This is a genomic window from Anaerolineales bacterium (assembly GCA_015075725.1).
Taxonomy (GTDB): Bacteria; Chloroflexota; Anaerolineae; order Anaerolineales; family Villigracilaceae; genus Villigracilis.
The window spans coordinates 1,806,830-1,821,058 of record JABTTV010000001.1; the positions used below are offsets into that span (position 1 = coordinate 1,806,830).

At 53.0% G+C, this 14,229-nt stretch carries 14 protein-coding genes; all 14 read right to left on the reverse strand.

Features of this window, described 5'->3' with window-relative positions:
• Positions 1–14 precede the first annotated feature (14 nt).
• Positions 15–1,529 carry a glycosyltransferase family 39 protein gene (locus tag HS100_08725; GenBank protein MBE7433989.1) on the reverse strand — a complete coding sequence of 505 codons (1,515 nt, stop codon included), beginning with the start codon at positions 1,527–1,529 and terminating at the stop codon, positions 15–17.
• 69 nt (positions 1,530–1,598) lie between these two features.
• Positions 1,599–2,411 (reverse strand): DUF115 domain-containing protein, encoded by an 813-nt coding sequence (locus HS100_08730; protein MBE7433990.1) that lies wholly within the window; start codon positions 2,409–2,411, stop codon positions 1,599–1,601.
• A 2-nt stretch (positions 2,412–2,413) separates the two neighbouring features.
• The gene (locus HS100_08735) at positions 2,414–2,791 is read right to left on the reverse strand and encodes a hypothetical protein (GenBank protein MBE7433991.1); all 378 of its coding nucleotides are present in this window, start codon (positions 2,789–2,791) and stop codon (positions 2,414–2,416) included.
• A 22-nt stretch (positions 2,792–2,813) separates the two neighbouring features.
• Positions 2,814–3,167, reverse strand: a complete 354-nt coding sequence (locus HS100_08740; protein ID MBE7433992.1) for a hypothetical protein — start codon at positions 3,165–3,167, stop codon at positions 2,814–2,816.
• A 4-nt stretch (positions 3,168–3,171) separates the two neighbouring features.
• Complete coding sequence (locus tag HS100_08745; GenBank protein ID MBE7433993.1) at positions 3,172–3,927, reverse strand: SDR family oxidoreductase; 756 nt, start codon at positions 3,925–3,927, stop codon at positions 3,172–3,174.
• A 148-nt stretch (positions 3,928–4,075) separates the two neighbouring features.
• Positions 4,076–5,641 (reverse strand): glycosyltransferase family 39 protein, encoded by a 1,566-nt coding sequence (locus HS100_08750; GenBank protein ID MBE7433994.1) that lies wholly within the window; start codon positions 5,639–5,641, stop codon positions 4,076–4,078.
• The gene (locus tag HS100_08755) at positions 5,638–6,588 is read right to left on the reverse strand and encodes a phosphoglycerate dehydrogenase (protein ID MBE7433995.1); all 951 of its coding nucleotides are present in this window, start codon (positions 6,586–6,588) and stop codon (positions 5,638–5,640) included. Before HS100_08755 ends, HS100_08750 begins: the two co-directional genes overlap by 4 nt.
• Before the next feature lie 48 nt (positions 6,589–6,636).
• Complete coding sequence (locus HS100_08760) at positions 6,637–8,664, reverse strand: hypothetical protein (protein ID MBE7433996.1); 2,028 nt, start codon at positions 8,662–8,664, stop codon at positions 6,637–6,639.
• 110 nt (positions 8,665–8,774) lie between these two features.
• A complete protein-coding gene (locus HS100_08765; GenBank protein ID MBE7433997.1) occupies positions 8,775–9,437 on the reverse strand; it encodes an acylneuraminate cytidylyltransferase family protein in 663 nt (220 codons plus the stop codon).
• A gap of 45 nt (positions 9,438–9,482) precedes the next feature.
• A complete protein-coding gene (locus HS100_08770) occupies positions 9,483–10,757 on the reverse strand; it encodes a hypothetical protein (GenBank protein MBE7433998.1) in 1,275 nt (424 codons plus the stop codon).
• A 234-nt stretch (positions 10,758–10,991) separates the two neighbouring features.
• A complete protein-coding gene (locus HS100_08775; GenBank protein ID MBE7433999.1) occupies positions 10,992–11,816 on the reverse strand; it encodes a GNAT family N-acetyltransferase in 825 nt (274 codons plus the stop codon).
• Positions 11,817–11,847: 31 nt separating this feature from the next.
• Positions 11,848–12,324 carry a four helix bundle protein gene (locus HS100_08780; protein ID MBE7434000.1) on the reverse strand — a complete coding sequence of 159 codons (477 nt, stop codon included), beginning with the start codon at positions 12,322–12,324 and terminating at the stop codon, positions 11,848–11,850.
• A 23-nt stretch (positions 12,325–12,347) separates the two neighbouring features.
• Entirely contained in the window at positions 12,348–13,292 is a 945-nt protein-coding gene (locus HS100_08785; GenBank protein MBE7434001.1) for a glycosyltransferase family 2 protein, read from the reverse strand.
• Between the two features lie 47 nt (positions 13,293–13,339).
• Complete coding sequence (locus HS100_08790) at positions 13,340–14,185, reverse strand: sulfotransferase domain-containing protein (GenBank protein ID MBE7434002.1); 846 nt, start codon at positions 14,183–14,185, stop codon at positions 13,340–13,342.
• Positions 14,186–14,229: the final 44 nt, after the last annotated feature.

The window sequence follows — 14,229 nt, forward strand, 5'->3', positions numbered from 1 at the left end:
GTCGTCCCTACAGGTTACCTGAGGTCGTACAAAATATACCCATCCCCTTGAACGGCAATGAGGTAAGTGTCGAGAATATTTTTCAAGCCGGGTTGTTTGTCCAATTGACCAAAGGCGGTGACGAGAAAATAATCCTTCCCCGCGGTCAATTCATCGAATTGCGCGGCGGTATCTTTGTCAGGGTTGCGTTCCGCGCTCAACTCGGTGGCGAGGGGCCATAAATCCACTTTGCGCCAACCGTACATCATCAAACGATAACCGTAATCTTGAGTCAGCGCGATGACCTTTGCGTCCGCTGGGAAGGCTTCGCCGACTTGATTCCAAAACGCAGGCTCATGATGAAAATCCTCCGCCGCGAGGACGGATCGCGCCGCATAAGCCTGATACCCGATCACGGCAATGACCAGCGCGATGAACCCCGCGCGTCCGACCCCGCTGATGCCTGTAACATATTCTGTGAGTGGATTCAATGCCACAGCCAATCCCAGCGCAATGACGGGAATCAGTTGAACGTGATAGTAACTGTGCGTATACATCTGGAAGGGCAATGTCAAGCCGTAAAGCAGGTAGCCGATCCACAAACTGACAAGCAGCCAGCGCATCCGGGACGGGGCGATGAGAGCGCCCGCAATGCCGAGAAAAAGAATCGTCAAGCCGAAAAGCGTGCCGAGAAATGCCAGCCATTTTGTGTAAAAGTCTGTGCTGGTGATGAGATCGACGAGCGCCACCGTCCATGCGAAGAAGTATTCGGTGGAGCGGCCCTGGTTGAGAAAGACGTAATACAACAACGAAGGCACGACCATGATTCCCGCCATCGCCCAGACTTGTTTTGACTTCCAGAAATCTTTTCCAAGTGTGAACAGTACCAATGCGATGGCGGCGGCTCCGACCATGAAGGCAATGACTACCTTTACGAAAGCGGCAAGACCGAGAAAACCGGCGGCTAGGATCGCCCATTTCCAAGTGGACCTCGCTCCCAGCCTTTCTCCCGAAAGGAGAGGGGAGTGATCTTCGCTCCAACGATAAAGGAAGTAAATGCCGATGACAAAGGCAGAGGTCATCAGAGGATCGGGTTGGAAGGAGCGGCTGGACTGTACTGAGAATGGAAGCACGAAATAATATGCCATTGCGATCAACGCCGCCCACGGAGAAACGACGCGGCGCATGAGGTCGAAGAGAGCCAATCCCGCCGCCAGCCAGAAGAAAGTCAACCAAACGCGGGCGACGGCGATGTTCTCTCCACCGCTTAGGAAGTAACTATAAGCCACGATGGTTTCGATGACGGGCGGTTCGTATTTCCCGACGGAATTCGCAAAGGATGCAGCAAGGCTACGCTGTTCCTCCGTCGACGAGGGCAATGCGTTGTAATAGATTTCCCTGGCAACCAGCGAATTGCGCAATTGGCGCGAAGGCTGAAAGTCCAATGGCGGATCGGTCAGGTCGAGGAGTCGCAGGAGTCCGCCCAGGGCGAGGAGAAGGATGAAGAGGAAGGACCAGCTTTGAGGTCGGGTTTGAGGCGCGGGGGTCATGAGTAATCGTGATATGTGGTTTCGATAAACGCGGACGGAACATCCGCGCTGCTCGACCATCAATGTCGATCAGAAGAGGGAATTGTATTCGACTTTGGGGAAGACGGTTAATTTGCCGCCGACGGTTGCGTCGACGACTTGACGCCCGGCTTTTTTGTAGGCTTCGCGCGCCATGATGTAGCCGATTTCGGATGTGTCGAGATCGGGGAGTTGCCACCTGACTCCCTTGCCGAAATAATTCGGCATGAAATGATTCGGGTCATCGCCGTCCGACGTGACGGTTTTGTTCGCGTCGCCTTTCGAGGCAAAGTTGTGGTCCACGCCGATGAGCACGACCTGATCGAAGCCCATGTGAAAGGCGATCTGCAAAGCCACAGTGGTGACGGTCGCGCCTTCCCACACGCGCCCGCGCACATCGGGGGAAAATTTCGGTCCGGTATAAGACGTGTAAATGAAATTGGTCGTGTCGTTGTATGTTTTATCGTTGAAGAATCGGCGCGAACGCCATGAAAGGAATTTCGGCATGGTCAACGCGGAAATATCCTCGACGAACTGTTCGATGACCAGGTCGTTGATGGAAGCGAAGTAAGTGGTTTGAAACCCGAGCTCGGGGAATGCGACATAGAAACGATTCATCCCGAACGTGATCTCATCTCTGAGTTTGGAAAGATCGGTCTGCTTGAGGGAGGGACCGTTGCCGATGATGAAGGCTCGCCTGCCTTGGTGAATATCCTTGAACGCGGCGAGTCGTCCGATACTTTCGCGCCGCCACGGATGAAGGTAGGCGGCGGGAAGTTCGGGCAATCGGCGGATGGAATCGTTCAGGGAGCGTGCCGCATTCCAGGCTGAAGGCGGAACGATGCGTTTGAGGGTTTGTTTCATGCTCAAGCGGTATAGTGATCCTTGAGGGGAATAAGATTGGCGAGGATGACAACATCCAGCAGTGCGACGATGATGAAGAAAAAATCCGGGAAGCCGAAAACCGCCAGGAAGATGTTAAAAGCTGCGATGAAGATGACCGTGAAGTAGATCCGGTTTCCGTGCTGATTCAAAACCCGTGCGCCGAAGAGAAGGGATAACGCCGCTGTCAAAAAGAAAAAGCCGACCATGGCGGCTGTCCAGCTGTTGCTGTCTTCGACCATTTTATAGACGTAGAAGACTCCCAGCGCCAGCCATAGGACGAAATTGACATGGAAAAGAATCCGTGCGATAAAGATACGCGAAAGATTCGTTTCGCGCGTTCGTTTTCTTACGCTTCTCATGCGGTTTGTTCGCGGGTCATCCTCAGGCGGGCAGGAAATCCTTCCGCGAGATGTAAAGCAGCGCCAAAGCGACCACATTCAAGAGGATGAAAAGTATATCCGCCAGCCCGACCTGGTCGAAGACGGGAAGAACGATGTTCAAGGCGAGGATGACAAAGGTCAACCAAAAGATGCCTTTGCTCCGCCGCTTCAGGCGGAAGTAACAGAACAAGAGCACAACAGCCTCGATCAGCATGACAAAAGCGTAGATCGCGATCCAGCCTGCTGCGTCCGGGTTCACGCCAAGGCGCGTAAGGGAACCGATGCTGAAGAAAGCCAGGACTCCTGAAGTGATAAGGACGAGATATCGAGCGTACAGCGATAATGAGGATTGCATGGGTTTACTCCGTACTTAGTCTCGCTGTTGCGCCGCCATCCACGATCATGGATTGACCGGTCATGAAGGAGGATTGTTCGGCGTCGGCGAGAAAATAAATTGCATTGGCAATTTCGGCGGGCGTGCCAACACGACCGTTGACGGTTTTACGCGCAAGATTGTCCAGGCGTTCCTGCATGTCGCCGTGACCGGCGTGTCCGCGGCCGAGACCGGCGCGCAGCATGGGTGTATCCACGGCGCCGGGCAGAATGGCGTTGACGCGGATATTATCCGGTGCGAATTCGATTGCCATGGCGCGGGTGAGGGCGAGCAATCCGCCTTTGGAAGCGGCATAGGCGGCGATATTGGCAGAGGTCTGCACGGCATGGACCGAGGAAACATTCACGATGGAACCGCCCTTCCCGGCTTTAAGAAGCGGATGCGCGAGTTTGACTCCCAAAAATACCGAACGCAGATTCGCCGCCATGACCGCATCCCACTCCTCGACACTAGTTTCCACGAGCGGTTTTGCCACCTGCACTGCGGCATTGTTGACGAGCGCGTCGAGCGAGTCGGTGACGGCTTTGACCTTCTCGAATATGCCTTCCATTTCCTCGGCGCGGGCAATGTCAGACCGGATGAAAAGACCGTTCCCGGGGAAATCCGCCCCGAAGTCGGAGCGATCCACTCCGATGACGCGCCAGCCTTTTTGAGTGAAGAGAGCGACTGCCGCGCGCCCGATGCCGCCTGCCGCGCCGGTAATGAGGATTGTTCTGGTCATTGGACAATTTTACGTCGAAATTCAGCTTTGTGCCCGGGGTCTTCCCTCATCCTCTTTTTAACGCATAGACGCTATGGCGCAAAAAACCGCGGTTCTGCCCAGGGACCCAACGCCTTTGCGTTGAAGCCATCATATCCCATTTATTAATTCAATCCTTCTTCAAGCGGAAGATCAAACATTCGTCGATCTTATTTTCGAGGCGATAATTTTGCTCCACAAACTCAAACACCTCGTCCATCTTCGGCTGGATGTACATCTTCTTCTTCACTCCAGGGATGTCGTATTGTACTTCGCGAGTGGCAGGGTCCAGCGAAGGGATGGCGTCCACGGAGCGGGAACAGTCGAGGATGAGCTCGGGCGGATTGCTTGTCAGATCATTATAGTAACTATCTTCGATCTCCCTGGTCAGAGAACCATCCAGAAAAAGCGGATAATACAGGTACTTAACCGGCGAAGCACGATTGGACATGAAATTGACGCTCATTTCGGGATACCAGGTCAACAGACGGTCTCCAGGTTTGCTATTGTCGCGGATGTAGGCAGAGACCGGAGTGATGTATTCGCCGCCGCCCGCACGGATGGTTTCGCCGTATCTTGCCCACGAAGACGGCGAAATGGCGAATAACATGATGATAAGAACCGCGGAAGCGATCACGCTGAAGCCGTCATTCCAGCCTTCCAGCGAAGGAACTTTGAACGCCGCCTGCCAGATCTCGGCGAAGACAAAGGCGGAATAGACCGCGACCGCCAGAGTCCAGCTGATGTAATAGTGGGTGAAATTCCTGCCGGAGAGATTGCTTAGCACGATCTCGACCGGGAACCAGATCAGCAGGAATGTCTCGAAAACAGTGACCTTTCGCTGAACAAAGCTCATCAAAACGCGCAAGCCAAGCAACAACCAGGCCGCCAGCGTGAACCAACCGTACCACTCCATGCCGTAGCGGCCAAAGCCGCCGAAAATATCCAGCCATTCGCGTTCCTTCGCGGCGGAATAGGAGAAGTTGAAAACGATGGAAGCATAGACCATCTCTTTCGCGTCGCTGACGATGGCAAAGTAGATCGTCCACAAGATCAACGGCAGGACGAATCCTACCAGGATCGCAAGAAGGATGCGCAACACCTCACCGTAATGACGTTTGAAGCCGTAAAAGAGGGCGATCGCGCCGAGGATCGCGATCAGCCCGCCGATATTGTTCGCACGGAAGGTGAAACTCAAGCCGAAGAACGCGCCGACCCAGATGTACTTCCAATAGTTCCGCTCCACATCCACCATCGAAAAGAAAAGCACAAGCCCGGCGGCATTGAAAAGCAGGGCATACTCTTCGGTGTAATTTCCATAGCCAAGGGCCACGCGCAAGCCAAGTCCCGCCAGAGTGGCGCCGAACAACGCGGCGCCGATTCCCCAGCGCTTCGAAAGTGTGTCGTATAAAAGCAACAACGTTCCAAAAATGCAAAGGAACTCGACAAGCCAGACGCCCCAGCGCGAGCCGCCTCCCAGCAGCAAACCCAGCGCATTGATGTAAAAAATACCGGGTCCTTTCGAGTCCCAAAAATCCTGATATGGAATCCTGCCATCCAGGATCTGACTGCCCGCGTAAAGGAAAAATCCGCCATCACGCGCAGGCGCGCCGAGAAATGGATTGGCAAGGTCCAACACGAACGCTGTCAATAAAAATAAGAATACAAAGGGTAATATGAGGCGAAGTTTTTTCATCCCTTCCTCACTTGCATCCCCAGCCCCTCCACCAGGTTCTTGATCGTGTTCCAATGCACACGCTCCCACGCCGCCGGGCTGGAATTGGAATTATGCGGCGCAAGCAGGACGTTATCCATTTTCAACAAAGGACTATCTGCCAGCAAAGGCTCGAATTCGAAGACATCCAGCGCCGCGCCTCCCACCTGACCTGAAACCAGCGCCGCAACCAGGGCTTTTTCATCCACGATGGGACCGCGCGCGGTGTTGATAAGAACTGCGCCAGGTTTCATCAGTGCGAGGGTTTTGGCGTTGATAAGATGATGCGATGTCGGGTTGAGATCGCAATTCACAGAGACGAAATCGGAATTGTAAAGTAGTAGGTCGAGAGTGGTCATTTCGATGCCGGTCTCGCTGACAAAGACATGGTCAATGTCAACGATGTCTGTGCCGAGGACTTTCATCCCGAATGCTTTGGCTCTTCGCGTGACCGCCCTGCCGATATTGCCCACGCCGATCACCCCGAGCACACATTCGCTCAACGCCCGACCGGGAATCTTTTCCCATTTGCCGTTCTTCATTTGCCTGTCCATCCACGGACCACGCCGGGCGAATTCGAGCATATAGCCCAACACCGTATCTGCGACAGGGGTGGTGAACGCATTCGGCGTTCGCCCAAGCTTCACCCCGAACTTCGCGCAGGCATCGGCGTCGATGGAGTCGACACCGGTTCCCCACTTCGAGATGACCTTCAATCGCGGCGAGCAGGCTTCGATGACGCGCGCAGTGTAACGGTCATCCCCGCAGATCGTCCCGTCGAACTGACCGGCGTATCTGAGGATATCCTCCTCTTCCATGCGTTCCTGTACATCCGGCACGATCAGATCGATGCCATAGTCCGCAAGAACCGGGCGGAAGCGCTCCAGAAACGGAATCATGTAGGGGGCGGTCATCAATACGGTTGGCATGGAACCTCACCGCTCGTTTCGGGGCCAAGCCCCAAAACGAGCGAAATGTTATTCGCAAAATTTCTTTGTAATGAGTTCATTGACCTCATCTGAAAGTGTCTCGTTCCCGGCAAGGTGCTTCATATTGTTGCAGACCTGCAAACGCAGGTATTTATCGAGGATGACCAGTTTGGTCATCTTGTTGATCTCATCGATGTTTCCCTGAACTGCGTATGCCTGCATGAAGGGAATCCACTCGAGCGGATCGTTTGGATAATAACCCTTGTTCAAAGCCTCATCGAGCAGGTTTGTGACGGTTGCCCAATCGCCGCGCTGACGGGCAAGGTCCGCTTGTTGATAATGGTAACACCAGCCGCGTTCGGGCTCACTTCCAAAAATATCCTGGGGAACATCGGGGACGTCGCCGTCGGTCAGGACAGATTCCAATCTAGAGAACGGCGCGACCATCACAATGCGCCCATCGTCGAATGAATTCAATTCCGGCGAAGCCCCGTTGATGAATCGCACGCAGCTGTTCGGGCTGGACTGCGCAATAACCAGGACATTGCCAAAATCACGCTCAAGATAATTGCCGCGCCGCAGCGGAGTCTCCACACCGCCGTTCGTCGTGATCTGCGTCACCGTATTGCCATCCAACACTGCCGCAGGCAGCTTGATAAGCAACGGATTGCCGCGCTGTTCTTCAGGGTAATAAATAAAATTCGCAGGTCCCCAAATGAAATAATCCTCGCTCAAAGAACTACCCGGGTACAGAACGATCAACGTCACGCCTTCCTTGATGTTCGGCGCGCGCCAGGCAACCTGCCACCAAAAATTGCGCGTCGCCCCGGTCTCATCCGCCACGCGGACCGCGTTGCCGTGGTGGGTCAACACCGAAACGCCGACCAGGAAAGCAGCCAGCCCCGCGCGTAAGGAGCTCGGATTCGTCCGCTCGATGATGACGGAAAACAGGATGCCCACTCCAACCGATGGGGCGAGCGCGTAACGGGAATAATCGGGTATTGTGACGTGCCGGTTGACAAGGATCACGGGAATTAAACATGCGACGATCGTGATGAATGCCAGCCAGATTTGTTCCCGCATCTCACTAGAGCCATTGCCTGACTCGTCGTCCCCGGTCTTTTCTCCACCCCGACGCAAATAGAAAAGCAGCATGGCAATCGCCAACGCCGCCAGCCCAAAACCGGTGAATGCATCGCGCAAACGCAGGGAAAACCCGAGGAGATTCAACGGGGTTGTCCACGCCACCATGACGACCTTGAACACATCCTGGATCAGATAGTTCAGCCACCACAACGCGGTCAATGGCGACTCGAAAAGCGAGGACAATTGCAGATTGACATCCGTCGCCTTGCGTTCCGCTTCGAAGAAGACCAACCGCCAGACGAGGAATCCGCCCGCGCCGAGCAAAAATGGAAGGGCAGTCACCGCAGCCGATTTCAATCGAGATGAGACAGTCTGTTCCGTTTTGCGGAGGTGCAGAATGCCGATCATTCCAAACCGCAACGCTTCAAACCCAAGAAAATATTCCACCAAGCCAAGGTAGGTCCATGCCAATAATATTGATGCAATGGCAAACGTCCAACGTGGAAGGGGCGTCTGCGCTTGAATCGCTTTCAAAGTCAAAGTCACAGAGATCAATCCGCAGGCGAGGCTGAAGAGTTGCGATTGATAATCGATGGGATTGACTTGCGAGAGAAATCCCGGGTAGACCAGGAATAACAACGCCGCGATCCAGTTAAACACAGTTCGGCGCCGCCAAAGTTGATTCCCGATCCAGAACAGTGCCGCTGCGCTGACAATGCGGAATAAAAACGCGCTCAAGTGATAGTAAAGGGGATTCATCCCAAACAAAGTGAACGCTGCCTGCATCACATAGCCCCGTAGCGGACGGTCCACACTGAAGACATTGTGGAAGAATGACGCTCCTCCCACGTATCCGTCGAACATCAAATACCAATCGTCGTTGATGTAGCCCATCCGTGCCGCGAAGGGGAGGTAGGTCACAGCGCCGAGAAGGGTCAGGAACAGGGTGCCGAACCAGAATGAACCGAGTTTGTCTTTGAGGGTTTGCATGGTGGATTTTTGTCCTTGCCGGGAGTGACGCCTCGGCGCCACAACAAAGCAATCACCTTATTGACCAGGAGATTGCCTCGGGCGGAGAGAACACCGCCCTCGCAATGACATTAGTAACTTTTCCTCATCAAAAAATCGCAGATCTCGAAATCGAGTTCTTCGTCGATGTCCCAGGCTTCGGCGGCGTCGACCTCGAACATCAATGGTTTATCGCCGATGCGGTGTTTCTTGCGCTCCAGGTTTTCGCGCGTGAAGATATAGATGCAGGAATTTTCCTCATATACGGGTGGGAGGTCCTGCGTTTGAATCAACTCGAGCGGGTTGTGATTGATGGCGCGTCCATCTTGAAAGTACAAACGGGTCTGGAGACGGGTAACGGAGAAAAGCGAATCGTATCTGGGGTAATTTGTAATTAAGGATTGGATTCCGCGCGAGATGGTTTCGGCTTTCAAAAGCGGATTGGTCGAATGGGTTTGAAGGTAATAATCCGCCCGCACCTGTGCAGTATCGTACAGCAGGATGTCGTTCATGGGAACGGAGTCGGCGCGGAGATGCTCGGGGCGCGGAATCAACTTTACGTCAGGAAAGAGGCGGCGAATTCCATCCATCACCGGCTCGGAGTCTGTATCCACGATCACGGTTTCGATCTCGGGCACGGCTTTCAACGTTTCCAATATGTGTTGATAGAGAGGCTTGCCCGCGAGGGGGCGGTAATTTTTCCCGGGCACGCGCTGGCTGTGATGGCGCATGGGGACGAGGGCGGCGAGTTTCATTATGGAGATTATACCGAATTGGCTCACCCCGGTGGTTTGATTTCGTTAAGGCGGACATGTCCCTGGTTGAATGGTAAAGTCATATCGGGCGGGTGGATTGGAAAAATAGCTTACATCTTCAAGCAGCGGATAACCGGCATCGAAAATAGAATTGAAAACGACACGAAAACTGTTGACGGGCGATATGGATGGATAGAGAACATCCCCGCCTTCTGGCAGATAGTATGCATTCAAGATTTTCATGCGATCGACGGGATCCCGCGGAGAAGGACCGTGATCGCCTTGAAGGATGATGGTGGGATCCGTTTGTGACTCTCGAATCAACATTTCCAAACGCGGCAGTATCGCCGTGCTGATAAATTCCGCCATGTTCGCGTACCCGCTGCGGGAATCCACCTTATCCGGCGGAATGGGAGCGCCGTTCCCGTCGAAGACGCTCGGCTCATGAGGCGCGATTATATGGATGAAGACAAATTTGGGTCCCTGGATTTTGACAATGGATTCGAGTTCATCCAGTGCCAGCAGGGTGCGCCTTCGGAAGTTATCACCGTGAATGTCATCAAGGTTAATGATGTCGAGATCATCCAATACTCTCGCAAATGTGGATAACAGGATGACTACTTCGAATTCGGTGATCGGACCCGGCGGCGGTGAAACGTACAAGTCCGCGTCTCTCCATTCCGCCCAGAAGAATCCGCTTGCGAAAGCAACGGTCTTGTAACCTGCGTCGGATAAACTCCTGCGCACAGCATTATTCTCAAGCATTTTATACAAATTTATCAGGTCGGTTTCCCCGGGCGGAAAGGCATCGCTTAGGTTTCGGACATAGTCCATGTTGAGAGAGGATGATAGGGACAGCCCTGTACCTGCATAATTGCTCTGACTGCATTCCGCTACATAAAAACCCATCTCTTCAAGGGATGCGAGGAAGTTGCTGTTGTCATACCCATAAGGCAACACTGCATCGGAACGTCCGTAACCGTCCAGTATGATGTAATAAATGTCCGGCAATGGCTGGTCAGACCTCAACTTAACCGCATGGTCGATCTTTGTGGAAAACGGTATGGTTTTTGCCGAATAATATCGAATGGACTGCATGGCCGGGAACAACAGAAGAATGATGGCTGCCAGGTTAATGCTGGTTGTGATGTCTTGTTGGGTGGAATTTCGCCTGGCAGAGGAAATCCGCCAGATCAGGAGGAGTAGTAACGCCAGCCAGATCAATGCAAACCAAAAGGCAGGGATTACGATTATTAGTGATGCCAGTCCGCTCCTGGCAACACCGTAGAGGAAAAACCATGTCAGAGAGAGTGAAGTCAAAAAGGCGGATTTCTGCCGGTCATGCGTTCGCCAGACGCAGAATCCCTGAAGAGCCGCTCCCGAAAAAAGCGAGAGTAACAAGGGACGGATGAATTCTTCCGGCGGCACGCCATGAATGTTGTGCGCATATAACCGGAATATGAAATATAAACCAAGCAAAAAAGGATGCGAGGGCGAACACAGAAAGCGTTCTGTATTTTTTCGCAGCGCCGATAACAAAATGTGAAATCCCGGCTATAAAATCCGCGACATCTGCCACTGCGATAGCGACTCGCGCGTCATGCCGACGTGTTCGAAGATGAATCCCATTTCTTCGGGGTAGATCGGGGAGACATGCCAGACTTTGTTTGGGAATTTGGCGAAAAGCGCGCGCATCAGGACCGCGCTCAAGCCTGCCCCGCGCGACCGGGCTTTGACCAGCACCGATTGGATGGAGATATCTGTCGATTCGGGATTGCTGATGAGACAGTAAGCGTCATTGAGTCGGAAAGCGCGCGACGGCGGCGTGTGCTGCATGATGGTCGTACCGGAAAGCTGCCAGGGCAGGTCTTTCATGCCATGATAGGTGACCGTGCGCGCCAGTTCGCGGATGTCGATCTCTTCGATTTCTATATCGGATTCCACTTGCGGATTTTCAATCTTGTAACCCACCAGCCTGCGCATCTTTTTGAAGCCGACCTTTTCATACAATTTCACGCCCGCCGTGTTCTGCTCGATGACCTCAAGGAACATTTCCTTTTCGCCGCGCGATTTTGCTTCATCGATGAGTTGTTCCATTGCCCAGGTGCCAACGCCGCCGTTGCGTGCGTTCATCGTGATGCCCATTGCCGCGAGTCGACTTGTCCAGCCGCGGCGGGCGATGAAAGCAACACCGACCGGCTCGTCGTCTTTCATCAGGACGCAGCTGGCGGTCAGATCGATGCCATCGCGGCGGATCATGGTGTGCATGACCGATTCTGTGATATTGATGGGGACGAAATATCCCTCAAAACTGCGAGTCATCAAGTCCGCGAGGAAGGGGATGGGGTGGGAGGAAGTAGGTTTTAGTGAATAGGTCATAGTGAATAGTGGATGGTGAACAGAAGATTATTCAAGAGTCTTCGGGGAGAATTTTGTCGGAAATCTCTTCGATGAGGTATTCAGGCTCAGTTTCTCGTATTGCGTAATTGGATCCAGGTTCTTTTTCACCACGTTTGGAACACTTCAGGTATGCGATGTAACCATTTGTGATTCGAATCAATTCCTCGATCTGGCTTTTCACTTGAACAAAAAGATTATCAGGAATATATTTCAAATCACGGGCAAGCAAAAGGTGGGTGTATGTTTCTGTGAGCGAACCGCGGGCAATATAACAAAAACGGACATTATCCTGAAAATAATAACGCCCATGCCCTTCGGCAAGATTGGCAGAGACACTTTGAGCAGAACGTCGAATTTGCTGATTCAAATGCCATTTCTCATCAGCAGGCAATAACGGCAGGATTTCCTTGTAAACAACCAGAACGAGGGTACTGGCTTTTTTCCAAGCCTCTAAAGTCTCCAAGCCTTGAATATTATCATTGCTCACTTCAAACTCCTAACCGCTATTACCTATTCACTATTATCATGATTATACCGAATCGGCTCCACATCCCTCTTTCTTTCCTCTTTCCTCTTTCTTTCCCGCGCATAGTAGAAAGTTTCTCTTAACTGCGGCGTGACCAGGCTTGTCTCACGGTGACCGATGCGTGTGCCGTGAAATTGCGCAAAGCGGAACCAGAAAATCGATGTAAGGCTTTTCAGCAGGACTCCATCGCGCGCGGCATGCCAGAGATCGCTCAAAATATTTGTAAAGGTCAATCGTAAAAAATCATAGAAATTGAAATGCGCTTCGGGGTAGATTCTCCGCAATGCCATCGCTTCGCGGCGGTAGCGGTTGTAGACTCCGCGCGGGGTTTCGTTGTGGACGTGGACGATCTCCGCTTCGGCGACGTAGGCAATCTTATATCCCTGTCCCTTCGCCCATTGACCCCACTCGAGGTCTTCCAGCCCGGTCAGTGTTTCGTCATAGGGGTGTTGTTCCCACAGGCTTTTACGGATGGCGGCATTGGCGTTATTGCAAAACGTGGTGACCTGATTTAGATTGCTGACATCGGGATACCACTGATGAAATATTTGATGTTCGGAATATTTCGAGCCCTCGTATCCACGCTGTTTGCCATAAGTGAGGGCGACTTTCTCGTCTTGAAAAGGTTTGAGAAAGCTCTCCAGCCAATCGGGGTAGACAGGATAAACATGCGCGCTGGCAATGACGATGAACTCCCGGCTCGCGGACTTGATCCCGAGGTTGAGCGAACGCCCAAAAGTAAACTCCGCCGGGGGGATGTGGACGACTCTCGCGCCAAACGATTCGGCGATGGAAACGGTCGAATCGGTCGAGCCGGAGTCGACGAGGATGACCTCCACATCCTTGATGGTCTGCTGTTTGATTCCCTCCAGCAAACGCCCGATGTGTTTCTCTTCGTTATAGGCGCGGATGATTAGAGAGCAGTTCATAGTTATAAGTGAATAGGGAATAGTGAATGGGGTTTCCTATGACCTATTCACCATTCACTATCCTTTTCATAGCCAAGTTTGATCAATAAATTTCCCGCTACTTCCTTAAACAATGCCTTATGCTCGTCTGTAAAATATTTTTTCCATTCACCCGTCTTGCCGGAGCGGAAGGTCGGGGACTTGGTCGGGTTGATGGAGGCTTCGAGGGAATCAAGGATCAACTGCCGGGGAGCGGGAAGCGGAACACGGCTGAGGAGGTGATCCATGATCGAGGTGAGAGTCTCAGCACGGGCGTGCATCAAATCTTCGAAGTGAATTTTCAAAACTTCTTTACGGTCAAGCCAGCCGAGATAAGGCGCAAATCGTTCGGCGATGTTTGGGAATTCGACATCGGCGTCGGGACGACCCAATATGCTGACTCTAAGTCGCGCATTGAAATCGGGCAGGGATCGATAATATTCGTGATGAACATGCCGCGCTTCCATGTCGGTGACGTAAAAGACATGCGAGACGACCACATCGCGCGGGTCGCGGTAAATAAAAAAAGGAACAAATTTCGGCGAACTAACGCGAGCGACAACTTCGGGCCGGGCAAAGAGATGCGCGGAGGCGATGTCGCGCGTGTGAAGCGAGTCGAGCCACTTCAAAGCCTGCTCCGGGTCGCGCTTCTTCCCGCTTTCGCCTTCGTACTCGGCGTAGAAGGAGCGCAGGCGTCTGGCAAACGGCGCGACGTTCGAGAAGCCGAGAAGGATTTGATCGAGTAAGTGGGTTCCGCTCTTTGGGAAGGATATGCCGAGAAGCGCGGGCAACTCCGCGTGTGCAGAAGCGAAGCGCAGGCGCTGCAAGCTTTTTTCGATGTGATAGACTGTGGAGCGCAGGAACGATTTCAGCATGCAGGTATTTAACCACAAATTCATCCGCGAGACCCGCGAAGGGA

Excerpts from the sequence above, each read along its gene's own strand:
- HS100_08740 (MBE7433992.1), bottom strand. The coding sequence starts at position 3,167 with ATGCAATCCTCATTATCGCTGTACGCTCGATATCTCGTCCTTATCACT.
- HS100_08760 (MBE7433996.1), bottom strand. The coding sequence starts at position 8,664 with ATGCAAACCCTCAAAGACAAACTCGGTTCATTCTGGTTCGGCACCCTG.
- HS100_08775 (MBE7433999.1), bottom strand. The coding sequence starts at position 11,816 with ATGACCTATTCACTAAAACCTACTTCCTCCCACCCCATCCCCTTCCTC.
- HS100_08790 (MBE7434002.1), bottom strand. The coding sequence starts at position 14,185 with ATGCTGAAATCGTTCCTGCGCTCCACAGTCTATCACATCGAAAAAAGC.
- HS100_08785 (MBE7434001.1), bottom strand. The coding sequence starts at position 13,292 with ATGAACTGCTCTCTAATCATCCGCGCCTATAACGAAGAGAAACACATC.
- HS100_08735 (MBE7433991.1), bottom strand. The coding sequence starts at position 2,791 with ATGAGAAGCGTAAGAAAACGAACGCGCGAAACGAATCTTTCGCGTATC.
- HS100_08750 (MBE7433994.1), bottom strand. The coding sequence starts at position 5,641 with ATGAAAAAACTTCGCCTCATATTACCCTTTGTATTCTTATTTTTATTG.
- HS100_08730 (MBE7433990.1), bottom strand. The coding sequence starts at position 2,411 with ATGAAACAAACCCTCAAACGCATCGTTCCGCCTTCAGCCTGGAATGCG.
- HS100_08725 (MBE7433989.1), bottom strand. The coding sequence starts at position 1,529 with ATGACCCCCGCGCCTCAAACCCGACCTCAAAGCTGGTCCTTCCTCTTC.
- HS100_08765 (MBE7433997.1), bottom strand. The coding sequence starts at position 9,437 with ATGAAACTCGCCGCCCTCGTCCCCATGCGCCATCACAGCCAGCGCGTG.
- HS100_08745 (MBE7433993.1), bottom strand. The coding sequence starts at position 3,927 with ATGACCAGAACAATCCTCATTACCGGCGCGGCAGGCGGCATCGGGCGC.
- HS100_08755 (MBE7433995.1), bottom strand. The coding sequence starts at position 6,588 with ATGCCAACCGTATTGATGACCGCCCCCTACATGATTCCGTTTCTGGAG.